Here is a 26345-nt window from a genome sequence, read left to right on the forward strand (position 1 = left end):
TTTCAACAAATGCTGGTTTTTTGAATGCATAACGACAAAGATCTCTCCACGTGGCAGACCTTCCGCCGGCTCTGGCCGGTGATTGCGCCCTTCAGAACGGGCCTTATCGTGGCGGGCGTAGCGTTAATCCTCAACGCAGCCAGCGATACCTTCATGTTATCGCTCCTCAAACCGTTACTGGACGACGGTTTTGGTAAAACGGATCGCTCAGTGCTGCTTTGGATGCCACTGGTGGTTATCGGCCTGATGATTTTACGCGGCATCACCAGCTATATCTCCAGCTACTGCCTCTCATGGGTATCGGGCAAGGTGGTAATGACCATGCGTCGTCGCCTGTTCAGCCATATGATGGGCATGCCGGTGGCGTTCTTCGACAAGCAGTCGACCGGTACCTTGCTGTCGCGTATTACCTACGACTCCGAGCAGGTTGCGTCTTCCTCCTCCAGCGCGCTCATTACCGTGGTGCGTGAAGGGGCCTCGATCATTGGTCTGTTTGTCCTGATGTTCTGGTACAGCTGGCAGCTGTCGTTGATCCTTATCGTGCTGGCGCCGATTGTGTCGATCGCCATCCGCGTGGTCTCCAAACGTTTCCGCAGCATCAGTAAGAACATGCAGAACACGATGGGGCAGGTCACTACCAGTGCAGAGCAGATGCTGAAAGGACACAAAGAGGTGTTGATTTTTGGTGGCCAGGAAGTGGAAACCAAGCGCTTCGATAAGGTCAGCAATAAGATGCGTCTGCAGGGGATGAAGATGGTTTCTGCCTCTTCCATTTCCGATCCCATCATTCAGCTTATCGCCTCTCTGGCACTGGCATTTGTTCTCTACGCCGCCAGCTTCCCGAGTGTAATGGAAACCTTAACCGCCGGTACTATTACCGTGGTCTTCTCGTCGATGATTGCCCTGATGCGCCCGCTGAAATCGTTAACCAACGTTAACGCCCAGTTCCAGCGCGGGATGGCAGCCTGTCAGACCCTGTTTGCGATCCTCGATTCCGAACAGGAAAAAGACGAAGGTAAACGCGTGATTGAGCGCTCAACCGGTGATGTAGAATTCCGCAACGTGACCTTTACCTACCCGGGTCGTGATGCGCCAGCGCTGCGTAACATCAATCTGAAAATCCCGGCAGGAAAGACCGTCGCGCTGGTGGGCCGCTCTGGCTCAGGTAAATCGACCATTGCCAGCCTGATCACTCGCTTCTATGACATCGATGAGGGAGAAATCCTGATTGATGGCCACGATCTGCGCGAGTACACCTTGCGGTCGTTACGTAACCAGGTTGCTCTGGTCTCGCAGAATGTGCATCTCTTCAACGACACCGTGGCCAATAACATCGCCTATGCCCGTAACGAAGAGTACAGCCGTGAGCAGATTGAAGCTGCAGCGCGAATGGCCTACGCCATGGACTTTATCAATAAGATGGATAACGGTCTGGATACCATTATCGGTGAAAATGGCGTGCTGCTCTCCGGCGGCCAACGCCAGCGTATCGCCATTGCGCGCGCGCTGCTGCGTGACAGCCCAATCCTGATCCTCGATGAAGCCACCTCGGCGCTGGATACAGAGTCCGAACGTGCCATCCAGTCTGCGCTGGATGAGCTGCAAAAGAACCGCACCTCTCTGGTGATCGCGCACCGTCTGTCGACTATCGAAAAAGCCGATGAAATCGTGGTGGTGGAAGATGGCTATATCGTTGAACGCGGTAGCCATACCGATCTGCTGGCGCATCAGGGCGTGTACGCGCAACTTCATAAGATGCAGTTTGGCGCATGATTGCCCGCATCTGGTCCGGTGAGTCTCCACTCTGGCTGCTGCTGTTGCCGCTCTCCTGGCTGTATGGCCTGGTGAGCGGCCTGATCCGCCTCAGCTATAAAGTGGGGCTGAAGCGGGCCTGGCGTGCCCCGGTGCCGGTGGTGGTGGTGGGGAACCTCACCGCTGGCGGCAACGGCAAAACGCCGGTGGTTATCTGGCTAGTGGAACAGCTGACCCAACGCGGTATCCGTGTGGGGGTTGTCTCCCGGGGCTACGGCGGAAAGGCGGAGCGCTACCCGTTGCTGTTGACCGGGCAAACTACCACCGCGCAGGCGGGGGATGAGCCGGTGCTGATCTTTCAGCGCACCGGTGCTCCGGTCGCGGTCTCACCGGTGCGCAGCGAGGCGGTTCAGGCCCTGCTAAGTCAGACGGACGTGCAGATGGTAATCACCGACGATGGGCTGCAGCACTACGCCCTGGCCCGGGATAAAGAGATTGTGGTGATTGACGGCGTGCGCCGCTTTGGCAACGGCTTGTGGTTACCCGCCGGGCCGATGCGCGAGCGTGCTTCTCGCTTAAAATCTGTGGACGCGGTTATCGTCAACGGCGGTTCCGCACAGGCGGGGGAAATCCCGATGCAGTTGCGTCCTGGCCTGGCCGTGAATCTGCTGACCGGCGAAAGGCGTGATGTTGCTGAACTCCCGAACCTGGTGGCGATGGCCGGTATTGGTCATCCCCCGCGCTTTTTCTCTACGCTCGAAGCCTGCGGTGCCCGGCTCCTCAATACGGTACCGCTGGCCGACCATCAGGCGCTGAGCCAGGCGCAGGTTGCAGGTTTTACTGCGCCCGGTCAGACGCTGATCATGACCGAAAAAGATGCGGTGAAATGCCGCGCCTTTGCCCGCGATAACTGGTGGTATTTACCGGTTGATGCTGAACTGCAGGGCGAACAGCCTGAACGACTGCTGCAGGCGCTCATTGCCCTGGCAGAAGAGGGTTCACCCGCGCACTAACACACAGGAAATGGCATGGCTTTACCGCAACTCACGCTTTCAGCCGCACGTCATCTTCACCTTGCCGCGCAGGGGCTTTTGAAAAAGCCCCGTCGCCGCGCGCAGCCCGCCGATATTCTTACAACCATCCAGCGCATGTCGCTGCTGCAGATCGACACCATCAATATCGTTGCCCGCAGCCCGTATCTGGTGCTGTTTAGCCGTCTCGGCCACTATCCGCCCGAATGGCTGGACAGCGCCCTGCGTCAGGGCGAACTCATGGAGTATTGGGCGCATGAGGCGTGCTTCCTGCCGCGCAGCGATTTTGCCCTGGTGCGTCATCGGATGCTCTCCCCTGACAACATGGGCTGGAAATACCGCCAGGCATGGATGCAGGAACACGCAGAAGAAATTGAACAGCTGATCGCTCATATCCACGAGAAGGGGCCGGTACGTTCCGCCGATTTCGAACATCCTCGTAAAGGCACCAGCGGATGGTGGGAGTGGAAGCCGCATAAACGCCATCTTGAGGGGCTATTTACCGCCGGAAAGGTGATGGTGATCGAAAGACGTAACTTTCAGCGCGTCTACGATCTTACTCACCGGGTGATGCCGGAGTGGGATGACAGCCGGGATATGCTGACCCAGGCGGCGGCCGAGGCCGTGATGCTGGAAAACAGCGCCCGTAGCCTGGGCATTTTTCGCGGGCAGTGGTTAGCCGATTATTACCGCCTGCGCCAGCCGGCGTTGGCTCCGCTGCTTGAAGGCTGGCAGGCGCAGCAGCGAGTGGTGCGTGTCGAGGTAGAAACCCTGGGCGAAATGTGGCTGCATGCCGATCTGCTGCCGCTGCTTACGCAGGCGCAGGCGGGCAAACTCACCGCCACTCACAGCGCTGTCCTGTCGCCGTTTGATCCGGTGGTCTGGGATCGTAAGCGTGCGGAGCAACTGTTTAACTTCAGCTACCGGCTGGAGTGCTATACCCCGGCACCGAAACGTCAGTACGGCTATTTCGTTCTGCCGCTGCTGCATAAAGGGCAACTGGTGGGGCGAATGGACGCAAAAATGCACCGTAAAACCGGTGAGCTGCAGATTATCGCCCTCTGGCTGGAAGAGGGTGTGCGGGTCAGCGCAGGGCTGGAAAAGGGGCTGACCGCTGCGATAAGTGATTTTGCGGGCTGGCAGGGCGCAACGCGGATAGCGCTGGGCCATCTTCCTGACGGACTTTTTGCGGCCTGTCGAAGTGGCTGGGAAATAGAAGCGGTCTGAAAATGGAATATGGTAAACTTTAACGATTATTGATACGGAGGAACTATGGATCACCGTTTACTGGAAATTATTGCCTGCCCGGTGTGCAACGGCAAACTCTACTACAGCCAGGACAAGCAGGAGTTAATCTGCAAACTGGATAGCCTTGCCTTCCCACTGCGCGACGGCATTCCCGTCCTGCTTGAAACCGAAGCCCGTTCGCTGGCGGCCGAAGAGAGCAAACCATGAGTTTTGTTGTCATCATTCCGGCGCGTTTTGCCTCCACCCGCCTGCCGGGTAAACCGTTGGTCGACATCAACGGTAAGCCGATGATTGTCCACGTGCTGGAACGTGCGCGTGAGTCCGGCGCTGACCGCATCATCGTCGCCACCGATCATGAAGAGGTAGCGCGTGCGGTTGAAGCGGCGGGCGGCGAAGTGTGCATGACCCGCGCCGATCATCAGTCCGGCACCGAGCGCCTGGCGGAAGTGGTCGAAAAATGCGGCTTCAGCGATGACACGGTGATTGTCAACGTGCAGGGCGATGAGCCGATGATCCCGGCGGTGATTATCCGCCAGGTCGCAGAAAATCTGGCCCAGCGTCAGGTTGGTATGGCGACGCTGGCCGTGCCGGTACACAGCGCCGAAGAGGCATTCAACCCGAATGCCGTGAAAGTGGTGCTGGACAGGGAAGGCTACGCGCTCTATTTCTCCCGCGCGACCATTCCCTGGGATCGCGACCGCTTTGCCGCTTCCCGCGACGCGATCGGCGACAACATACTGCGACATCTGGGTATTTATGGCTATCGCGCCGGCTTTATTCGCCGTTACGTGACCTGGCAGCCGAGTCCGCTGGAAAATATCGAAATGCTCGAGCAACTGCGCGTACTGTGGTACGGCGAGAAGATCCATGTTGCCGTCGCGCAGGAAGTTCCCGGTACAGGCGTTGATACGCCAGAGGATCTCGCCCGCGTTCGCGCTGAGATGCGTTAATCCCCCCTCATCCCCTCGGCTGAGGGGATATTTTATCTTCTGTATTTCTTCTCAAGAATCGTCGCATAAGAGTGACATTCGCCCGCCAGGCGCTCATTATAAAAGCAGTAGTCTTAATGGGGGTAATCTGAAATGGAACAGCTGCTTGTCGAACTCAGCCATCTGCTGGGTGAAAAACTGAGCCGTGTGGAGTGCGTGCATGAAAAAGCAGATACTACGCTGTGGTCGTTATATGACAGCCATGGAAACCCCATGCCGTTACTGGCCCGAAGCTTCACTTCACCGGATGTTGCCAGACAACTGGCGTGGAAAATCTCCATGCTGGCCCGCAGTGGCACAGTCAGAATGCCGACCGTATATGGTGTGATGACCCACGAGGAGCATCCGGGTCCTGACGTACTGCTGATCGAGCGCCTGCGGGGCGTCCCGGTTGAAGCCCCGGCCCGCACCCCGGAACGCTGGGAACAGCTGAAAGATCAGATTGTCGAAGCGCTGCTGGCCTGGCACCGGATGGACAGCGGGGGGCTGGTCGGGTCGGTTGACAGCACCCAGGAGAATCTGTGGCCGCTCTGGTATCGCCAGCGGGTTGAGGTGTTGTGGGGAACGCTAAACCAGTACCGCAATACCGGCCTGACCATGCAGGACAAACGGATACTGTTTCGAACCCGGGAATGCCTGCCCGCCCTGTTTGAGGGCTTCAACGACAACAGTGTGCTGATCCACGGCAACTTTACCCTGCGCAGTATGCTCAAGGATCCCCGTAGCGATCAGCTGTTGGCGATGGTCGGGCCAGGGGTGATGCTGTGGGCGCCGCGGGAGTATGAACTGTTTCGCCTGAGCGAGAGCGGGCTGGCAGAAGATCTGCTCTGGCACTATCTGCAGCGCGCGCCGGTCTCAGAGTCCTTCCTCTGGCGGCGCTGGCTGTATCTGCTGTGGGACGAAGTGGCGCAGCTGGTGAATACCGGGCACTTTAACCGCGCCAACTTCGACCTGGCCTCGAAATCACTGCTTCCCTGGCTCGTCTGACGGCCCTTTGAGCCATTGCCAGATGCGCCCGAGCGTCTCATAACCCACGCGATCGCTGTGCATCAGCCAGACCGGGGACGGAATAATCCGTTCCCAGGGGTTGAGCGGCGCGCTAATCGCCAGCTGGTTAGCCGGGGCGGGCAGCGGGTGTAACCCCTGCTGTTCAAAGAAGATCATTGCCCGCGGCAGGTGTGAGGCGGAGGTCACCAGCAGGAAGGGAGCATCACCGATCGCCTGCTTCACCGCTGCGGCTTCCTCTTCGGTATCTTTTGGGCTGTCGAGGATGATGATGTCCTCCCGTGGCACTCCCAGTGACTGCGCCACACGTGCACCGGCTTCTGCGGTGCTCACCGGATTGCTTTTCGCCGCCGCCCCGGTGAAGATCATTTTCGAACCCGGATTAGCCAGCCACAGGCGCATCCCTTCATTGAGTCGCGGCAGGCTGTTGTTAATCAGATTGGAACTCGGTGCCCAGTCAGGATCCCAGGTATAACCTCCGCCGAGCACCACTATGTACGCAACCTTTTGATTTCCCTGCCAGGTCGGGTATTTGTCTTCTATTGGACGTAATAAGCCATCGGCCACCGGTTGCAGGCTCAGCAGCAGCAGCACCAACCAGCCTGCCGTCGCGATAATTTTGCCGGTTTTCTGAAAGCGGCTGAACCACAGCAACCCCAGGCCCAGCGCGATACACAGCAGAAGAAGAGGGAGGGGAAGCATCATGCCGCCAATATATTTTTTTAGGGTAAAAAGCATCCTTTCTGGCTCCTTTTTTGACCATACAGCTGAGGATTGTCAGGGATATTACACCAGAGAGGTTCATTATCCGTCCGGCTGTGACAAAATAGCGGTTTTGTTGTTAGTGGGTGGAGCCTCTCCCAATGCGGGATCGCAATTTTGATGACATCGCGGAAAAGTTTGCCCGCAATATTTATGGCACGACCAAGGGCCGATTGCGTCAAACGATCCTCTGGCAGGATCTGGACATCCTTCTTGCCCGCTTCGGGTCAAAAAAATTGCGCGTTCTCGACGCTGGCGGCGGTGAAGGTCAGACGGCGATAAAAATGGCCGAGCGGGGACACCATGTCATCCTGTGCGACCTGTCGGCAGAGATGATCGCCCGTGCCGAAAGCGCCGCGGCGGAAAAAGGTGTGAGCGATAACATGCAATTTATACATTGCGCCGCTCAGGACATCGCTCAACATTTGGAAAGCCCGGTTGATCTGATATTGTCTCATGCGGTGCTGGAGTGGGTCGCCGATCCCCAGGCGCTGTTGCAGACGCTCTGGTCGATACTTTGCCCCGGTGGCGCGCTGTCGCTGATGTTTTACAACGCCAATGGCCTGCTGATGCGTAACGTGCTGGTGGGCAATTTTGGCTATGTGCAGCAGGGCATGTACAAAAAGAAACGGCGCACGCTTTCACCGGACTTTCCGCGCGATCCGCAGCAGGTCTATGGCTGGCTGGAAGCGATGGGCTGGCAGATCGCCGGTAAAACCGGTATCAGGGTGTTTCACGATTACCTGCGTGATAAACAAAAGCAGCATGACTGTTTTGACGCCCTGACAGAATTAGAGACGCGGTACTGTCGCCAGGAACCCTGGATTAGCCTTGGCCGCTACATACACGTCACCGCGCACAAGCCGCAGAGCAAGGATAACTTATGAGTGAATTTTCCCAGACAGTCCCCGAGCTGGTTGCCTGGGCCAGAAAAAACGATTTCTCCCTCTCGCTGCCGGTAGACAGACTCTCTTTTCTGCTGGCGGTTGCCACGCTGAACAGCGAGCGGCTGGATGGAGAAATGAGCGAGGGCGAACTGGTGGATGCGTTCCGCCATGTCAGTGATGCGTTTGAGCAAACCAGCGAAACCATTAATGTGCGTGCCAATAACGCGATTAACGATATGGTGCGTCAACGTCTGCTGAACCGCTTTACCAGCGAGCAGGCGGAAGGAAACGCCATCTATCGTCTGACGCCACTGGGTATCGGCATCACCGACTATTACATTCGTCAGCGCGAATTCTCGACCCTGCGCCTTTCAATGCAGCTCTCCATTGTGGCGGGCGAACTGAAGCGAGCGGCCGATGCCGCTGAGGAAGACGGCGACGAGTTCCACTGGCACCGCAACGTCTATGCACCGCTGAAATACTCGGTGGCTGAAATTTTCGACAGCATCGACCTGACACAGCGCATCATGGACGAGCAGCAGCAACTGGTGAAAGACGATATCGCCCAGTTGCTGAACAAAGACTGGCGGGCGGCGATTTCCAGCTGCGAAATGCTGTTATCGGAAACTTCCGGCACCCTGCGTGAACTGCAGGATACGCTGGAAGCTGCGGGCGATAAGCTGCAGGCCAACCTACTGCGCATTCAGGATGCCACCCTGGCCCATGACAACCTGCATTTTGTCGATCGTCTGGTCTTCGACCTGCAAAGCAAACTCGACCGCATTATCAGCTGGGGTCAGCAGGCCATCGACCTGTGGATCGGCTATGACCGCCACGTGCATAAATTTATCCGTACCGCTATCGACATGGATAAAAACCGCGTCTTTGCCCAGCGTCTGCGCCAGTCGGTTCAGACCTACTTCGATGCACCGTGGGCACTGACCTACGCCAGTGCCGACCGCCTGCTCGATATGCGTGACGAAGAGATGAGCCTGCGCGACGAAGAGGTGACCGGTGAACTGCCAGCCGATCTTGAATATGAAGAGTTTAACGAAATACGGGAACAGCTTGCGGCGATGATCGAGGAGCAGCTGGCGATCTTCAAAGCCAAAAACAAACCGCTGGATCTCGGTCTGGTGGTGCGTGACTACCTCGCACAATACCCGCGTGCGCGCCATTTTGATATCGCCCGCATCGTGGTTGACCAGGCGGTACGCCTGGGCGTCGCGCAAGCAGATTTCACCGGCCTGCCGCCGAAGTGGCAGCCAATTAACGATTACGGAGCCAAGGTACAGGCGCATGTCATTGACAAATATTGAACACGTGATGCCAGTTAAACTGGCCCAGGCGCTGGCAAATCCGATCTTTCCGGCGCTGGACAGCCAGCTGCGTGCCGGTCGTCACATTGGTCTCGACGAGCTGGATAATCACGCCTTTTTGATGGATTTCCAGGAATACCTGGAAGAGTTTTACGCCCGCTATAACGTGGAGCTGATCCGCGCCCCGGAAGGTTTCTTCTACCTGCGCCCGCGTTCCACCACGCTTATTCCGCGTTCGGTGCTGTCCGAGCTGGACATGATGGTCGGCAAAATTCTCTGCTACCTCTATCTCAGCCCGGAGCGTCTGGCTAACGAAGGTATCTTCACCCAGCAGGAGCTTTATGACGAGCTGATGACGCTGGCCGATGAAGGCAAGCTGCTGAAGCTGGTGAACAACCGCTCCACCGGTTCCGACGTTGACCGTCAGAAGTTACAGGAAAAAGTACGCTCTTCCCTGAACCGTCTGCGCCGTCTGGGCATGGTGTGGTTTATGGGCCACGACAGCAGTAAATTCCGCATCACGGAATCGGTATTCCGCTTTGGCGCCGACGTGCGCGTGGGTGACGACGCCCGTGAAGCGCAGCTGCGCATGATCCGTGATGGCGAAGCGATGCCGGTGGAAAACCATCTGCAGCTCAATGACGAGCATGAAGACACTCAGCCGGATAGCGGGGAGGAAGAGTAATGATTGAACGCGGTAAATTTCGCTCACTGACGCTGATTAACTGGAACGGTTTCTTTGCCCGCACCTTTGATCTCGATGAGCTGGTAACGACGCTCTCGGGCGGTAACGGGGCAGGGAAATCCACCACCATGGCGGCGTTCGTCACTGCCCTGATCCCGGATCTGACGCTACTGCACTTCCGTAATACCACCGAAGCCGGTGCAACCAGCGGCTCCCGCGATAAAGGTCTGCACGGCAAGCTGAAGGCGGGTGTCTGTTACTCAGTGCTGGACGTGATCAACTCCCGTCACCAGCGCGTGGTCGTCGGCGTGCGTCTGCAGCAGGTTGCAGGGCGTGACCGTAAGGTGGACATCAAGCCGTTTGCCATTCAGGGATTGCCAACGTCCGTTCAGCCAACCTCGCTGTTAACGGAAACCCTCAACGACCGTCAGGCGCGTGTGCTGACGCTCCAGGAGTTGAAAGACAAGCTGGAAGCCATCGAGGGCGTACAGTTTAAGCAGTTCAACTCCATTACCGAATACCACTCTCTGATGTTCGATCTGGGTGTGGTCGCACGACGTCTGCGCTCGGCTTCGGATCGTAGTAAGTACTATCGCCTGATTGAGGCCTCGCTGTACGGCGGGATCTCCAGTGCCATTACCCGCTCCCTGCGCGACTACCTGTTGCCGGAAAACAGCGGCGTGCGTAAGGCCTTCCAGGATATGGAAGCGGCGCTGCGTGAAAACCGCATGACGCTGGAAGCGATCCGCGTAACCCAGTCGGACCGCGACCTGTTTAAGCATCTGATCAGCGAAGCCACCAACTATGTGGCGGCGGACTATATGCGCCACGCCAACGAGCGCCGTATCCATCTGGATCAGGCTCTTGAGTATCGCCGCGAGTTGTTTACCTCGCGTAAGCAGCTGGCGTCTGAGCAGTACAAGCACGTCGAGATGGCGCGTGAACTGTCCGAACATAACGGGGCGGAAGGGGATCTGGAGGCCGATTACCAGGCCGCCAGCGATCACCTGAACCTGGTCCAGACCGCGCTGCGCCAGCAGGAAAAAATTGAGCGCTACGAAGCGGATCTCGATGAACTGCAAATTCGTCTGGAAGAGCAGAACGAAGTGGTGGCCGAAGCCGCCGACAAGCAGGAAGAGAACGAAGGCCGCGCAGAAGCCGCCGAGCTGGAAGTGGATGAGCTGAAAAGCCAGCTTGCCGATTATCAGCAGGCGCTGGACGTGCAGCAAACCCGCGCGATTCAGTACAACCAGGCGTTGCAGGCCCTGCAGCGTGCGAAAGACCTCTGCCATCTGCCGGATCTGACCCCGGAGAGCGCCGATCAGTGGCTGGAAACCTTCCAGGCAAAAGAGCAGGAAGCGACCGAGAAACTGCTGAATCTCGATCAGAAAATGAGCGTGGCGCAATCCGCTCACAGCCAGTTTGAGCAGGCTTACCAGCTGGTGGCGTCTATCAACGGCCCGCTGGCGCGCGCTGAGGCGTGGGAAGTGGCCCGCGAGTTACTGCGTGATGGCGTCAATCAGCGTCATCTGGCAGAACAGGTTCAGCCGCTGCGTATGCGTCTGAACGAGCTGGAACAGCGCCTGCGTGAACAGCAGGAGGCGGAACGTCTGCTGGCTGAATTCTGCAAGCGTCAGGGTAAACGGGTCGATATTGACGATCTGGAGGCCCTGCATCAGGAGCTGGAAGCCCGTATCGCGTCGCTGTCTGACAGCGTCTCTAACGCCCAGGAACAACGCATGGCGTTGCGCCAGGAGCTGGAGCAGCTGCAGTCGCGTATTCAGACGCTGATGCAGCGCGCCCCGATCTGGCTGGCCGCCCAGAGCAGCCTCAGTCAGCTTAGCGAGCAGTGCGGCGAGGAGTTTGAATCTGGCCAGGAAGTAACAGAGTACCTCCAGCAACTGCTGGAGCGTGAACGCGAAGCGATTGTTGAGCGTGATGAAGTGGGCGCGCGCAAGCGTGCCGTCGATGAAGAGATCGAACGCTTAAGCCAGCCGGGCGGGGCAGAAGATGCGCGTCTGAACACCCTGGCAGAGCGTTTTGGCGGCGTGCTGCTGTCCGAAATTTATGACGACGTCAGTCTGGAAGATGCCCCGTACTACTCGGCGCTGTATGGCCCGTCCCGCCACGCTATCGTAGTGCCGGATCTATCGCTGATCGCTGACCAGCTTGAAGGCCTGGAAGATTGCCCGGAAGATCTGTATCTGATCGAAGGGGATCCGCAGTCGTTCGATGACAGCGTCTTTGGCGTCGACGAACTGGAAAAGGCCGTGGTGGTGAAAATCGCCGATCGCCAGTGGCGTTATTCGCGCTTCCCGTCGTTGCCGCTGTTTGGCCGCGCCGCACGTGAAAGCCGCATCGAGAGCCTGCATACCGAGCGTGAGGCGCTGTCTGAGCGCTTCGCCACGCTCTCTTTCGATGTCCAGAAAACCCAGCGTCTGCACCAGGCGTTTAGCCGCTTTATCGGTAGCCATCTGGCGGTGGCGTTTGAAGCCGATCCAGAGGCGGAGATCCGCAAGTTCACGACCCGTCGTACCGAGCTTGAGCGGGCACTTTCCGCGCACGAAAACGATAACCAGCAGAGCCGCGTTCAGTTCGAACAGGCTAAAGAGGGTGTCGCTGCGCTGAACCGCATCCTGCCGCGCCTTAACCTGCTGGCGGATGACACCCTTGCCGATCGTGTTGATGAGATCCAGGAGCGTCTCGACGAAGCACAGGAAGCCGCGCGCTTTGTGCAGCAGCATGGCAACCAACTGGCGAAACTCGAACCGCTGCTGTCAGTTCTGCAAAGCGATCCCGAGCAGTATGAACAGCTAAAAGAAGATTACGCCTGGTCACAGCAGGTTCAGCGCGAAGCCCGTCAGCAGGCGTTTGCCCTGACCGAAGTGGCCCAGCGCCGGGCGCACTTCAGCTACTCCGACTCGGCGGAAATGCTGAACGGTAATAGCGATCTGAACGAGAAGCTGCGCCAGCGTCTGGAGCAGGCGGAAACGGAACGTACCCGCGCCCGTGAAGCGATGCGTAGCCATGCCGCGCAGCTGAGCCAGTACAGCCAGGTGCTGGCATCGCTGAAAAGCTCCTTTGATACCAAGAAAGAGCTGCTGACCGACCTGCATAAAGAATTGCAGGATATCGGCGTGCGGGCCGACAGTGGGGCAGAGGAGCGGGCGCGTATCCGTCGCGACGAACTGCATGCCCAGCTCAGCAACAACCGTGCGCGCCGCAACCAGCTGGAAAAAGCGCTCACCTTCTGCGAAGCGGAGATGGATAACCTGACCCGTCGTCTGCGCAAGCTGGAGCGCGACTACCACGAGAAGCGTGAGCAGGTCGTCACCGCCAAAGCGGGCTGGTGCGCCGTGATGCGGATGGTGAAAGACAACGGCGTTGAACGTCGTCTGCACCGCCGCGAGCTGGCCTATCTTTCTGGCGACGAACTGCGTTCCATGTCGGATAAGGCACTGGGTGCGTTGCGTCTGGCAGTGTCTGATAACGAACACCTGCGCGATGTGCTGCGCATGTCTGAAGATCCGAAACGCCCTGAGCGCAAAATTCAGTTCTTCGTGGCGGTCTATCAGCATCTGCGCGAGCGTATTCGTCAGGATATCATCCGCACCGACGATCCGGTCGAAGCCATCGAACAGATGGAAATCGAGTTGGGCCGTCTGACGGAAGAGCTGACCTCCCGTGAGCAGAAGCTGGCGATCAGCTCCCGCAGCGTGGCCAATATCATCCGTAAGACGATCCAGCGCGAGCAGAACCGAATCCGTCAGCTGAACCAGGGTCTGCAGAGCGTCTCCTTCGGCCAGGTCAACAGCGTGCGACTGAACGTCAATGTGCGTGAAGCCCACGCCACGCTGCTGGACGTATTGGCTGAACAGCACGAGCAGCATCAGGATCTGTTCAACAGTAACCGCCTGACCTTCTCCGAAGCGCTGGCGAAGCTGTATCAGCGCCTGAACCCGCAAATCGACATGGGCCAGCGTACACCGCAAACCATCGGTGAGGAGCTGCTGGACTACCGCAACTATCTGGAGATGGAAGTGGAAGTTAACCGTGGCTCAGACGGCTGGCTGCGTGCAGAATCGGGCGCGCTGTCTACCGGTGAAGCTATCGGTACCGGGATGTCGATTCTGGTGATGGTGGTACAGAGCTGGGAAGACGAATCCCGGCGTCTGCGCGGCAAAGATATCTCGCCATGCCGCCTGCTGTTCCTCGATGAAGCGGCACGTCTGGATGCCCGCTCCATCGCCACACTGTTTGAGCTGTGCGACCGTCTGGATATGCAGCTGATTATCGCGGCGCCGGAAAACATCAGCCCGGAGAAAGGCACCACCTATAAACTGGTGCGTAAGGTCTACCAGAACAGCGAGCACGTTCACGTTGTCGGTCTGCGCGGTTTTGCCCCGCAGCCCCCGGAGTCCCTCCCGGGAACGGCTGACGCTTCCTGAAGATTCCTAAAATTACCCATGGCGGCCTTCGGGCCGCCTTTTTTTTACCTTGAGCTTGTACTGGCGGCTGCGTTAACTTTAAACTTCTTTACATAAGGCAAGGCTGGTACCGGTCTGTCTTCCTATAATGAAAATGAAGCCCCGGTGATGAGGGCGCGACGTAAAGCAAACAGGGGGCAAGGGATGTTGCTGAATAAAATGTATGGTCGTCAGCTGTCAGCACTCAGTTTATGCCTGACAGTAGTAGTGGCTCCACTGTTTAACGCCCGGGCCGATGAGCCCGAACTGGTTCCTGTCGACAGCTCCGCCACTATGGGCGCGCAGCCTACGTCGCTGTCACAACCGCTGGATCAATCGCCAGCCACCGCCATCATGGCCGGGATTCGACCGCTGCCTGCCGATGTCAGCGCGGAACAACGCCGCGAACAGTTGCTGTCGGCCCTGCCTGCGGGATACTCCCCGGTCTATCTCAACCAGCTTACGCTGCTGTATGCCGCCCGCGACATGAAACCCATGTGGGACGATCGCGAGGCCGTGCGGGCGTTCCAGCAACAGCTTGCTGAAGTCGCTATCGCCGGTTTCCAGCCGCAATTTACTGCCTGGGTGGAACTGCTGACCCAGCCTGCGATAACCGGAATGGCGCGGGACGTGATTCTGTCGGATGCCATGATGGGCTATCTGCAATTTGTGGCGGGGATCCCGGTCAACGGTAACCGCTGGCTCTACAGCACCAAGCCGTACAAGATGGCAACACCGCCGCTGTCAGTGATAAACCAGTGGCAGCTGGCACTGGATAACGGGACGGTGCCGCATTTTATTGCCGGTCTTGCGCCGACCCATCCGCAGTATGCGGTGATGCACGAATCACTGCTGGAACTGGTGGCCGATACGAAACCCTGGCCGCAGCTACGGAGCACCACCAAACTGAGTCCAGGGCAGTGGAGCAGCGACGTACCGGCCCTGCGTGAAATCCTGAAACGCTCCGGCGTACTCGACGGTGGGCCTAAAATTGCTCTGCCGGGTGACGATTCGCAAAGCGTGGTGGTCAGCCCGTCCGCCCCGGCGCTCGAAAAGAAAACGAAGCCCGTCTCCAGCAAACCGGCTTCCTATGACCGCAGCCTTGTCGAGGCGGTAAAAGCCTTCCAGATCACTCAGGGGCTGGGTGCGGATGGCGTTATTGGCCAGGGCACCCGTGATGCGCTGAATCTCACCCCTGCCCAGCGTGCCGGGGTACTGGCGCTGAACATCCAGCGTCTGCGCCTGCTGCCGGGAACACTCTCTACCGGCATTATGGTGAATATCCCGGCCTTTTCACTGGTCTATTATCAGAACGGCAATGAGGTACTGGCATCAAGAGTGATTGTCGGTCGCCCGGATCGTAAAACGCCGATGATGAGCAGCGCGCTGAATAACGTGGTGGTTAACCCGCCATGGAACGTGCCTCCGACGCTGGCGCGCAAAGATATTCTGCCGAAAGTGTGGAATGACCCGGGTTATCTTGAACGTCACAACTACACCGTTCTGCGAGGCTGGAACAGTAAAGAGGCCATCGATCCGTGGCGAGTAGACTGGGCGACCATTACCCCTGCGAATCTGCCATTCCGTTTCCAGCAGGCACCTGGGGCGCATAACTCGTTGGGGCGGTATAAATTCAATATGCCTAGCTCGGATGCTATCTATCTGCACGATACGCCTAACCACAACCTGTTCCAGAAAGACGTTCGCGCACTTAGCTCCGGTTGTGTACGTGTAAATAAGGCGTCTGAACTGGCGAACATGCTGTTACAGGATGCAGGCTGGAACGACACACGTATCTCCGACGCGCTGAAGCAAGGCGACACGCGTTATGTGAATATCCGCCAAAATATTCCGGTTAATCTGTACTATCTGACTGCCTTCGTGGGTAAGGACGGTAGAACCCAGTATCGTACAGATATTTACAATTATGATGAGATTGCCCGGTCTAATACCCAAATCCTGACAAAGGCTGAACAATTGATCAGATAAATGAACAAGTTCGGAAAATTCTGCTGTTTTAAGTGGTGAAAAGATACGGGGCTTGCGGCTGCAAGCCCCGTATTTCCTGGTTTTGCTACCTTGACGCTGACAGGTTTGCCCGGTAAGGTGCCTTTCGTGCGCTGTATTGCATATATACGATAACACTGACCTGTAGACCTGATTATCATGGACAAATTCGACGCTAATCGCCGTAAGTTGCTGGCGTTAGGGGGCATTGCGCTGAGCGCTGCCATCTTACCGACGCCATCATTTGCCACGCTCTCCACCCCCAGACCTCGTATTTTGACGCTCAATAACCTGCATACAGGTGAGTCTATCAAAGCCGAGTTTTTTGATGGACGGGGCTATATTCAGGATGAATTAGCAAAGCTGAATCACTTTTTCCGTGATTTCCGCGCAAATAAGATTAAAGCCATCGATCCAGGATTATTCGATCAGCTTTACCGCCTGCAGGGCCTGCTGGGAACCCGTAAACCGGTCCAGCTGATCTCTGGTTACCGCTCCCTTGATACGAATAACGAATTACGCGCCCACAGCCGTGGGGTCGCTAAAAAAAGTTATCACACCAAAGGGCAGGCGATGGATTTTCATATTGAAGGCGTTTCGTTAGCCAATGTTCGCAAAGCTGCGTTATCTATGCGCGCAGGTGGTGTAGGATATTACCCACGTAGCAACTTTGTGCATATTGATACCGGGCCATTGCGGCACTGGTAATAACGAAATCAGGAGCAGTATGAACTATCGTATTATTCCGGTCACCGCGTTCTCCCAGAACTGTTCGCTTATCTGGTGTGAGCAAACCAAACTGGCAGCCCTGGTCGATCCCGGTGGTGATGCAGATAAAATCAAACAGGAAGTCGCAGCCGCTGGCGTGACCTTAATGCAGATTTTACTGACTCACGGTCACCTCGATCATGTGGGGGCTGCGGCCGAGCTGGCGCAACATTATGGTGTGCCGATCGTAGGCCCGGAAAAAGAAGATGAGTTCTGGCTGCAGGGCCTGCCGGCACAAAGCCGTATGTTCGGTCTGGATGAATGTCTGCCTTTTACGCCCGATCGCTGGCTGAATGAAGGTGAGCGCGTCAGCGTCGGTAATGTGACTTTACAGGTATTCCATTGCCCCGGACATACGCCAGGCCATATTGTCTTCTTTGATGACCAGTCGCGTCTGCTGATTTCCGGCGACGTGATCTTCAAAGGCGGAGTAGGGCGCAGCGATTTCCCCCGTGGCGATCACGGTCAGCTGATTCGCTCCATCAAAGAGAAGTTATTGCCGTTGGGTGATGATGTGACCTTTATTTCCGGCCACGGCCCGATGTCCACCCTGGGCTACGAACGGCTGCATAATCCGTTCCTCCAGGATGAACTGCCGGTCTGGTAACGAACAAATAAAAAAGCCTGCTCAAAGCAGGCTTTTTTTTGCCCGGTGGCGCTGCGCTTACCGGGCCTGCATCATGTAGCCGGGCAACCGCAGTGTCGCCCGGCTTAAAGCATTACAGCACCGCGACGATCGCTTCGCACAGTGGCGCCATGTTATCCGGCGTCATACCCGCCACGTTAACACGACCAGAAGCCACCGCGTACACGCCAAACTCTTCACGCAGACGCAGAACCTGATCTTTGGTCAGGCCGCTGAAGGAGAACATGCCGTTCTGCTTGATGATGAAGCTGAAGTCGCGATTCGCGCCTTTTTCCGCCAGGGTATTCACGAACAGCAGGCGCATGCGCTGAATACGCTGACGCATGTCGTTCAGCTCCTGTTCCCAGATAGCGCGCAGTGCGTCATTGCTGAGAATGGTTGCCACCACAGACGCACCGTGAGCCGGTGGGTTGGAGTAGTTGGCACGAATAACGGATTTCATCTGGCTGAACGCACGATCGACAGTCTGCTCATCGGCAGCGACCAGTGTACAGGCACCTACGCGTTCATTGTACAGACCGAAGTTCTTGGAATAGGAGCTGGCAACAATCAGCTCTTTATGCAGCGCAGCGAACGCGCGCAGGCCTTCGGCATCTTCTTCCAGACCACGGGCAAAGCCCTGGTAGGCGAAGTCGAACAGCGGCAGCCAGCCTTTTTCGACGGACAGCTTCGCCAGCTGTTCCCACTGCTCAAGCGTAGGATCGATGCCGGTTGGGTTATGGCAGCAGCCATGGAACAGAACCACATCACCCGCCTGCGCTTCGCTCAGGCTGGCCAGCAGACCGTCAAAGTCGAGAGCGTGATTCGCCGCGTCGTAGTAAGCATATTCACGCACTTCCAGACCAGCAGAGTTGAAAACGCTCTTATGGTTCGGCCAGCTTGGATTGCTCACCCAGACCGTTTTTACGCTGGTATTTTTAGCGAGGAAATCCGCTGCCACGCGCAGGGCGCCAGTACCGCCAGGGGTCTGTGCGGTGCGGGCGCGTTTATCGTTGATAATCGCGTTGCCTTTGCCGAACAGCAGCTCCTGAGTGCAACGACCAAATTCCGGAATACCGTCGATGCCGAGGTAGTTTTTGGTATTTTCGTTTTCCAGCAGATACTGCTCAGCTTTTTTAACGCTGGTCAGCACCGGGGTCTTGCCGGTCTCATCTTTATAGACACCAATACCCAGGTTGATTTTTCCAGGGCGGTCATCGGCACGAAACAGATCGGCCAGGCCCAGAATTGGGTCGGCAGGGGCGGCGGTAATGTTCTCAAACATGACGAAGTTCCATTGTGGTTACGGAAGTGAAATCCGCTATCAGGTTAACGATAGTTCTACAAAATGCCAACCGTTTGCTACAAAAAGCGTGCGGCTTTTCAAAAGTCGCCATTTTTAGCTTTCAGGCATAAAAAAACAGGGCCGAAGCCCTGTTTTTTAGACATATAACAAAGTGGTGTACTGATTAGAACTGGTAAACGATACCAACACCCGCCTGGTCGTCGGTAGACAGGCCAGTTGCTTCAGTGTAGCTGTTGTCGTCCAGCAGGTTGAAGCGGTACGCAGCGTACACGTTCATGTTCTTGTTGAAGTAGTACCAGGTACCCACTTCTACGTATTTCACCAGGTCAGCATCGCCACCGCTGAAACCGTTACGAGCAGTCAGATCTTTACCTTTGGACTGTACGTAACCCACGGATGGACGCAGACCGAAGTCGAACTGGTACTGAACCACAGCTTCAACGTTCTGAGTCTTGTTAGCGAACTGGCTGTCGTTTTCACGAGTCATGTTCTGAGATTCGCCGTACATTACCGCTGCGTACAGGTTGTTTGCGTCATACTTCAGGGAGGTTGCCCAGCCTTCAGCACGTTCGCCTTTACCGTCTCGGTTCTGCGCAGCAGTACGATCGGAGTTAGAGTAGGCTGCAGTTACGTTGAAGCCTTCAGCGAAGTCATAACCCAGAGAGTAGCTGCCGCCGTCGCCGTTCTGACGCTCGGTATCGTGGTTAGACGTGTTTGTGCCCTGGTACTGCAGACCCAGCGCCAGGCCGTCAACCAGACCGAAGAAGTCAGAGTTACGGTAGGTAGCCAGACCGGTGCTACGGCCAGTCATGAAGTTGTCGGATGCAGCCAGGGAGTCGCCGCCCCAGATAACGAACATATCGGTAGAAGCCAGCGCATCGTAGAACACGCCGTAGTTACGACCGTAATCGAATGAACCGTATTCACCGGCTTTCAGGCCTGCGAATGCCAGACGGGTTTTAGTACCCTGTTTGCCTTCCTGACCGGAGGCGTCCATGTTGTATTCCCACTGACCGTAACCAGCCAGTTGGTCATTAATCTGGGTTTCACCCTTAAAGCCGATACGCGCATAGGTGGTGTCAGCGTTAGAAGTATCACCGTTAGTGGTCCACTGGTGTTCGCCTACTGCTTTACCGTAGAAGTCCAGCTTGTTAGCGTTTTTGTTATAGATTTCTGCTGCGTTAGCTGCACCGGCTGCCAGCAGGGCAGGGATAACCACTGCCAGGATATTGCGCTTCATCATTATTTATTACCCTCATTGGTTTTTTTATGACACTCGCCACTGCCGTCAATAAATTCTGTCAATAAATATTTCCGGAACTATTGATGAGAGTTTGGTGTCTTTATGTGTCTGACAGGCATCTTTCCATTCAAATCCACGTTTCGCTAGCCTGAATGTGCTACAAACCTAAAGAATCAGTTACAAGAGGAAAATATGTGTAACAAAAGATGTATTTTAAGGAACTTTGTGAAGCATCTCAAAGTTCAGAGTTGAATGGTCAAAATTAAAGCTCGACTAATTCTATCTATATGAATTGCTTATCTTAATTTCAGCTAACGACTTTTTTTATGATCCGAAGCATTAGCACACTATTTTTCTTATCGTTGAAGATGGACATCTGGATAGCCGTATTTTTGTACGAAAAATGTGCTAATGCTTGAGATAAGTATTAGGCGCAATAAGACTGTGGTTTATTTTGTGTGCAAAGATATTTCATGGAAATAAAGCGTAACAGTGGAGAGGATTTTGCGGGGTTGCGCTTTAAGGATATTGACTTTCAACTGACAAAATTTGACAGTGCAGAATAAAATAATGGCCAGCAGAGGCTGGCCATTGAGTGTTACTGAATCAGAAGGTGGCGTTGCGCGGGGTACGCGGGAAAGGAATAACGTCACGCACGTTCTGAACACCGGTCACGTAAGCGATCAGACGCTCGAAGCCGAGACCGAAACCGGAGTGCGGTACGGTGCCGTAACGGCGTAAATCGCGATACCACCAGTAGTCCTCTTTATTGAGGCCCATCTCAGCCATACGCGCATCCAGCACATCCAGACGCTCTTCACGCTGAGAACCACCGATAATTTCACCGATGCCCGGGGCAAGGACGTCCATCGCGGCAACGGTTTTACCGTCTTCGTTAAGGCGCATATAGAACGCCTTAATGTCTTTCGGATAGTTTTTCACGACCACCGGGGCTTTGAAGTGTTTCTCGGCCAGGTAGCGTTCGTGCTCGGAGGAGAGGTCAACACCCCAGTAAACCGGGTTCTCAAATTTCTGACCGCAATTTTCGAGGATCGTCACCGCATCGGTGTAATCGACCTGCGCAAAATCAGCAGAGACGAAACGCTCCAGACGGGAGATTGCATCGCTGTCGACGCGCTCGGCGAAGAATTTCATGTCGTCAGCGCGCTCGGTGAGCACCGCGTTAAAGACATATTTCAGCATCGCTTCCGCGAGGCCAGCTACGTCATCGAGGTTGGCGAAGGCCACTTCCGGTTCCAGCATCCAGAATTCCGCCAGGTGACGGCTGGTGTTGGAGTTCTCGGCACGGAAGGTTGGGCCGAAGGTGTAGATTTTGGACAGTGCGCAGGCGTAGGTTTCGCCGTTCAGCTGGCCAGATACGGTCAGGAAGGACTCTTTGCCAAAGAAATCTTTGTCGTAGTCCACTTTGCCTTCCGGCGTGCGCGGCAGATTTTCCATGTCCAGCGTGGAGACGCGGAACATCTCGCCAGCGCCTTCGGTGTCGGAGGCGGTAATCAGCGGGGTGGAGACCCAGAAGTAGCCCTGTTCGTCAAAGAAACGGTGCAGCGCCTGCGCCAGAGTGTGACGCACACGGGCCACGGCACCAATCATGTTGGTACGCGGACGCAGGTGAGCCACTTCACGCAGATATTCGATGCTGTGGCGTTTTGCCGCCATCGGGTAAGTATCCGGATCTTCAACCCAGCCGGTCACTTCAATTGAGGTGGCCTGCAGTTCAAAGCTCTGACCCTGGCCCTGAGAGGCCACGATCTTACCGGTGACAACCACGGAACAGCCGGTGGTCAGACGCAGCACTTCCTGATTGTAATTGGGCAGAGAATTATTAATAACGGCCTGTACAGGATCAAAGCAGGAACCGTCATAAACGGCGAGGAATGAAAAGCCAGCTTTTGAATCTCGGCGGGTACGCACCCATCCGCGCACGGTGACTTCGCTGTCAACGGCTACGCGGCCCTGGAGTACGTCGGCTACAGGCACAACGCTCATAATAATCTCTCTATGTAGTCCAAAAATAAAATCTGTATCCCCTTCAATGGGGGGATATCTATGTTACCTGGCATCCGCCATCAGACAAGCAGATTTCGCTCTGATAAGAAAAGAAATAAGAAATAAATGAGAAAGGGAGCCGGGCAGACTCCCTGAAAGGATCAACTGGCGATTTTTATCTGTGGCAGGTCGAACGCTTTACGCAGTGCGCGTACGAAAGCTTTGTCATGGCAAATAGTTTTGCCCGGGCTGTCGGAGAGTTTTGCCACCGGCTTACCGTTACATTCCACCAGTTTAATGACGATATTCAGCGGTTTTACCTGAGGAATATCGCAAGTCAACCGGGTGCCGATGCCAAAGGCCAGGTTTACGCGTGAAGAGAAGTGCCGGTACAAGCCTACCGCTTTTGGCAGGTCGAGATTATCGGAGAAGACCAGCACTTTGCTCATCGGATCGATGCCTAACTTTTGATAATGGGCAATGGCTTTCTCGCCCCACTCCTGCGGATCCCCTGAGTCATGGCGCAGCCCCTGATAGGCGGTGGCGAACTCCGGGCCGAAATCACGCAGGAAGGCATCCATGGTAATACAGTCGGTTAAGGCGATGCCGAGCTGGTCCGGGTATTCTTCAAGCCAGGCCGCCAGCGCCGCACGCTGGCTGGTGGCCAGTTCCGGGCTGATCTGCTGATGCGCCTGGAACCACTCATGCGCCTGGGTGCCCATTGGGGTCAGGTTCAGGCGGCGGGCCAGATCGTAATTACTGGTGCCGACAAACCACGGCTCCTGCTGCAGCCGTTCGACGATGGCCTGCTGCACCTCGCGGGAGAAACGACGGCGGGTGCCAAAATCCATCAGCCGGAAACGCGACATATCCAGCGAGTCGGTCAGTTGGGCAAAATCAACCAGCTTATGTTCCAGGGTATCCAGCGCTTGATCAACGCTGACCTCCGGGGAACGGAAGTGGTGTACCAGCTCGCTGATCACCGCCAGCAGCGGCACTTCCCACATGATCACTTCGCGCCACGGGCCTTCCAGGCGAATATGCAGCTTGCCGTTATCATTGCTGATCTGAACCTGGGCCGGGTCATAGCGGAAATTCCGCAGCCATTGCAGGTAGTCTTCTTTAAAGAAAGGCAGGCCGGAAAGCCACTGGAATTCCTCGTCCCGCAGACGAAGATGTTGCATAGCGTCGACTTGCTCACGAATGGCATCAGCATAGATCCCAAGCAAATCATCACCACGGCAGCGGAACTCAGCCGCGACCTGTACGTCGTGGTAGTGGTGAAAAACGGCTTGCTGCATATGCAATTTATACGCGTCGGTATCCAGCAGCGTATGCAGAACAGGTGAAGCGAATCGAGTCATAGGTGCGCAGTAGCATCCTCTCACGGGAGCGTTTAGTACAATAAACGACTAATGAAACCGCTGGAGTATACCTTGTTTAGCGATTTATTGAACCCCGATCACACCATAAGCCTGGACCAGGGTCGAGTGCATTTCGTGCCGCATGTTATTAAAATGTAGCAAATAGAGTGTTTGTGACTGAAAAGATGAACATTCTGCATAGCGCGATTTACACAACAGGAATAGACTGACTCGTTATTCGACAAACGATGCAAAAGGTTTTCTATGACACAACAGCCTCAAGCCAAATACCGCCACGACTACCGTGCGCCGGATTACCTGATTAGCGATATCGATCTGACTTTTGACCTGGATGCCACTAAAACCGTTGTCACGGCGGTAAGCCAGGTGACACGCCATAACGCCACGGCAGTGCCGCTGCGCCTTGATGGCGAAGATCTGACCTTGGTGTCGATACACGTAAACGACACCGCATGGACTGACTATAAAGAAGAAAACAACCAGCTGGTGCTCGATAATCTGCCGGAGCGCTTTACATTACGCATCGTTAACGAAATCAGTCCGGCGTCCAACACCGCGCTTGAGGGGTTATACCAGTCGGGCGTCGCGCTCTGTACCCAATGTGAAGCCGAAGGTTTCCGTCACATTACCTGGTATCTCGACCGCCCGGATGTGCTGGCCCGCTTCACCACTAAAATCATCGCCGATAAAGCCACCTATCCGTTCCTGCTCTCCAACGGCAACCGCGTGGGTGAGGGCGAGCTGGAAAACGGCCGTCATTGGGTGCAGTGGCAGGATCCGTTCCCGAAACCGTGCTACCTGTTTGCGCTGGTGGCAGGTGATTTTGACGTCCTGCGTGACACCTTCACCACCCGTTCCGGTCGCGAAGTGGCGCTGGAGCTGTTTGTCGATCGCGGCAACCTCGATCGTGCGCCATGGGCGATGACCTCTCTCATCAACTCCATGAAGTGGGACGAAGAGCGTTTCGGCCTCGAATATGACCTCGACATCTACATGATCGTCGCCGTCGATTTCTTCAATATGGGCGCGATGGAGAACAAAGGCCTTAACGTCTTTAACTCCAAATATGTGCTGGCGCGTACCGATACCGCCACCGATAAAGACTACCTCGATATCGAGCGCGTTATCGGCCACGAATACTTCCATAACTGGACCGGCAACCGCGTCACCTGCCGCGACTGGTTCCAGCTAAGCCTGAAAGAGGGCTTAACCGTCTTCCGCGATCAGGAGTTCAGCTCTGACCTCGGCTCGCGCGCAGTAAACCGCATCAATAACGTGCGCACCATGCGCGGCCTGCAGTTTGCGGAAGATGCCAGCCCGATGGCGCACCCGATCCGCCCGGATAAAGTGATCGAGATGAACAACTTCTACACCCTGACGGTGTATGAGAAAGGTTCTGAAATCATCCGCATGATCCACACCCTGCTGGGGGAAGCGAATTTCCAGAAAGGGATGCAGCTCTATTTCGAGCGCCACGACGGCAGCGCCGCCACCTGCGACGATTTCGTACAGGCGATGGAAGATGCTTCTAATGTCGATCTGTCCCACTTCCGCCGCTGGTACAGCCAGGCCGGTACGCCGATTGTGACCGTCAAAGACGACTACAACCCGGAAACCGAGCAGTACACCCTGACCATCAGCCAGCGCACACCGCCGACGGCTGAGCAGGAAGAGAAGCACCCGCTGCATATTCCGTTCGCCATCGAGCTGTATGACAACGAAGGCAAGGTGATCCCACTGCAAAAAGGCGGTCATCCGGTACATAACGTGCTGAACGTGACTCAGGCCGAGCAGACCTTCGTGTTTGATAACGTCTACTTCCAGCCGGTGCCTGCGCTGCTGTGCGAATTCTCCGCGCCGGTCAAGCTGGAGTACAAGTGGAGCGATCAGCAGCTGACCTTCCTGATGCGTCACGCGCGCAATGACTTCTCCCGCTGGGATGCCGCTCAGAGTCTGCTGGCAACCTACATCAAACTCAACGTGAACCGTCATCAGCAGGGCCAGCCGCTGTCTCTACCCGTCCACGTTGCGGATGCATTCCGCGCGATCCTGCTGGATGAGAAGATCGACCCGGCGCTGGCGGCTGAAATTCTGACCCTGCCGTCTGCAACGGAAATCGCCGAGCTGTTTGAGATTATCGACCCGATTGCGATTGTGGCCGTGCGTGAAGCCCTGACCCGTACTCTGGCGACCGAGTTGGCGGATGAGTTCCTCGCCATTTACAACCTCCACAAGCTGGATGCGTACCGCGTTGAGCATGCCGATATCGGCAAGCGCGCGCTGCGTAATACCTGCCTGCGCTATCTGGCGTTTGGCGAGACGACGCTCGCCAACGAGTTGGTCAGCCAGCAGTACCATACGGCCGACAACATGACCGATGCCCTGGCCGCGCTGACCGCCAGCGTAGCCGCAGAGCTGCCGTGCCGTGATGCCCTGATGCAGGCGTATGACGATAAATGGCATCAGGATGGTCTGGTGATGGACAAGTGGTTTATTCTGCAATCCACCAGCCCGGCAGCCGACGTGGTAAACAAAGTGCGCAGCCTGCTCAACCACCGCTCATTCACCCTGAGCAACCCGAACCGCGTCCGTTCCCTGATTGGCGCCTTCGCCAGCAGCAACCCGGCCGCTTTCCATGCGGAAGATGGCAGCGGCTACCAGTTTATGGTGGAGATGCTGACAGAGCTTAACAGCCGTAACCCACAGGTGGCGTCGCGTCTGATTGAGCCGCTGATCCGTCTGAAACGCTACGATGAGCAACGTCAGGCGAAGATGCGTGCCGCACTGGAGCAGTTGAAAGGGCTGGAGAATCTGTCCGGGGATCTGTACGAGAAGATCAGTAAAGCGCTGGCCTGACAGT

General features: G+C 56.2%; 19 protein-coding genes. 14 read left to right on the plus strand and 5 right to left on the minus strand.

Annotated elements, in window-relative coordinates:
• Positions 1-24: 24 nt before the first annotated feature.
• The 6 genes from msbA (at position 25) to ACF8PE_RS07950 (ending at position 6007) form a co-directional block, all read left to right on the plus strand.
• Positions 25-1773, plus strand: a complete 1749-nt coding sequence (gene msbA / locus ACF8PE_RS07925; RefSeq protein WP_032617360.1) for a lipid A ABC transporter ATP-binding protein/permease MsbA — start codon at positions 25-27, stop codon at positions 1771-1773.
• Complete coding sequence (gene lpxK / locus ACF8PE_RS07930) at positions 1770-2765, plus strand: tetraacyldisaccharide 4'-kinase (RefSeq protein WP_148568904.1); 996 nt, start codon at positions 1770-1772, stop codon at positions 2763-2765. The genes msbA and lpxK overlap by 4 nt, the downstream gene beginning before the upstream one ends.
• Positions 2766-2780: 15 nt before the next feature.
• Positions 2781-4010: a winged helix-turn-helix domain-containing protein gene (locus tag ACF8PE_RS07935; RefSeq protein ID WP_285126574.1), complete on the plus strand. Its 1230-nt coding sequence runs from the start codon at positions 2781-2783 to the stop codon at positions 4008-4010.
• 45 nt (positions 4011-4055) lie between these two features.
• A complete protein-coding gene (ycaR, locus tag ACF8PE_RS07940; protein ID WP_039029479.1) occupies positions 4056-4238 on the plus strand; it encodes a protein YcaR in 183 nt (60 codons plus the stop codon).
• Positions 4235-4981: a 3-deoxy-manno-octulosonate cytidylyltransferase gene (gene kdsB, locus ACF8PE_RS07945; RefSeq protein ID WP_032617365.1), complete on the plus strand. Its 747-nt coding sequence runs from the start codon at positions 4235-4237 to the stop codon at positions 4979-4981. Before ycaR ends, kdsB begins: the two co-directional genes overlap by 4 nt.
• A gap of 132 nt (positions 4982-5113) precedes the next feature.
• The gene (locus tag ACF8PE_RS07950; protein WP_032617366.1) at positions 5114-6007 is read left to right on the plus strand and encodes a YcbJ family phosphotransferase; all 894 of its coding nucleotides are present in this window, start codon (positions 5114-5116) and stop codon (positions 6005-6007) included.
• On the opposite strand, the gene elyC is transcribed toward ACF8PE_RS07950, so the two are convergent.
• A complete protein-coding gene (gene elyC / locus ACF8PE_RS07955) occupies positions 5984-6763 on the minus strand; it encodes an envelope biogenesis factor ElyC (protein ID WP_117385681.1) in 780 nt (259 codons plus the stop codon). The genes ACF8PE_RS07950 and elyC overlap by 24 nt on opposite strands.
• Before the next feature lie 125 nt (positions 6764-6888).
• Here elyC and cmoM point away from each other — a divergent pair, with 125 nt between their 5' ends.
• From cmoM to ACF8PE_RS07990, 7 genes are all read left to right on the plus strand, one after another.
• On the plus strand, positions 6889-7674 hold the full coding sequence (gene cmoM / locus ACF8PE_RS07960) for a tRNA uridine 5-oxyacetic acid(34) methyltransferase CmoM (protein WP_059308364.1): 786 nt from the start codon (positions 6889-6891) through the stop codon (positions 7672-7674).
• Positions 7671-8993, plus strand: a complete 1323-nt coding sequence (gene mukF, locus ACF8PE_RS07965; RefSeq protein WP_032617370.1) for a chromosome partition protein MukF — start codon at positions 7671-7673, stop codon at positions 8991-8993. Before cmoM ends, mukF begins: the two co-directional genes overlap by 4 nt.
• Positions 8974-9678, plus strand: a complete 705-nt coding sequence (gene mukE / locus ACF8PE_RS07970; protein ID WP_032617371.1) for a chromosome partition protein MukE — start codon at positions 8974-8976, stop codon at positions 9676-9678. Before mukF ends, mukE begins: the two co-directional genes overlap by 20 nt.
• On the plus strand, positions 9678-14126 hold the full coding sequence (gene mukB, locus ACF8PE_RS07975) for a chromosome partition protein MukB (protein WP_144838821.1): 4449 nt from the start codon (positions 9678-9680) through the stop codon (positions 14124-14126). The genes mukE and mukB overlap by 1 nt, the downstream gene beginning before the upstream one ends.
• Before the next feature lie 183 nt (positions 14127-14309).
• Positions 14310-16133 carry a L,D-transpeptidase gene (gene ldtD / locus ACF8PE_RS07980; RefSeq protein WP_032617373.1) on the plus strand — a complete coding sequence of 608 codons (1824 nt, stop codon included), beginning with the start codon at positions 14310-14312 and terminating at the stop codon, positions 16131-16133.
• A 177-nt stretch (positions 16134-16310) separates the two neighbouring features.
• A complete protein-coding gene (locus tag ACF8PE_RS07985; RefSeq protein ID WP_059308360.1) occupies positions 16311-16859 on the plus strand; it encodes a YcbK family protein in 549 nt (182 codons plus the stop codon).
• A 19-nt stretch (positions 16860-16878) separates the two neighbouring features.
• A complete protein-coding gene (locus ACF8PE_RS07990) occupies positions 16879-17526 on the plus strand; it encodes an MBL fold metallo-hydrolase (protein ID WP_032617375.1) in 648 nt (215 codons plus the stop codon).
• A 112-nt stretch (positions 17527-17638) separates the two neighbouring features.
• On the opposite strand, the gene aspC is transcribed toward ACF8PE_RS07990, so the two are convergent.
• From aspC to pncB, 4 genes are all read right to left on the minus strand, one after another.
• Entirely contained in the window at positions 17639-18829 is a 1191-nt protein-coding gene (gene aspC, locus ACF8PE_RS07995; RefSeq protein WP_032617376.1) for an aspartate transaminase, read from the minus strand.
• A gap of 184 nt (positions 18830-19013) precedes the next feature.
• The gene (locus ACF8PE_RS08000) at positions 19014-20093 is read right to left on the minus strand and encodes a porin (protein ID WP_392494751.1); all 1080 of its coding nucleotides are present in this window, start codon (positions 20091-20093) and stop codon (positions 19014-19016) included.
• 606 nt (positions 20094-20699) lie between these two features.
• The gene (gene asnS / locus ACF8PE_RS08005; RefSeq protein WP_059308356.1) at positions 20700-22100 is read right to left on the minus strand and encodes an asparagine--tRNA ligase; all 1401 of its coding nucleotides are present in this window, start codon (positions 22098-22100) and stop codon (positions 20700-20702) included.
• 161 nt (positions 22101-22261) lie between these two features.
• Positions 22262-23464 (minus strand): nicotinate phosphoribosyltransferase, encoded by a 1203-nt coding sequence (gene pncB / locus ACF8PE_RS08010; protein ID WP_032617379.1) that lies wholly within the window; start codon positions 23462-23464, stop codon positions 22262-22264.
• A gap of 264 nt (positions 23465-23728) precedes the next feature.
• On the opposite strand from pncB, the gene pepN reads away from it, so the two are divergent.
• The gene (pepN, locus tag ACF8PE_RS08015) at positions 23729-26341 is read left to right on the plus strand and encodes an aminopeptidase N (RefSeq protein ID WP_392494752.1); all 2613 of its coding nucleotides are present in this window, start codon (positions 23729-23731) and stop codon (positions 26339-26341) included.
• Positions 26342-26345: the final 4 nt, after the last annotated feature.

This window comes from Leclercia sp. GLN_9 (assembly GCF_043105735.1).
GTDB classification, from domain to species: domain Bacteria; phylum Pseudomonadota; class Gammaproteobacteria; order Enterobacterales; family Enterobacteriaceae; genus Enterobacter; species Enterobacter adecarboxylatus.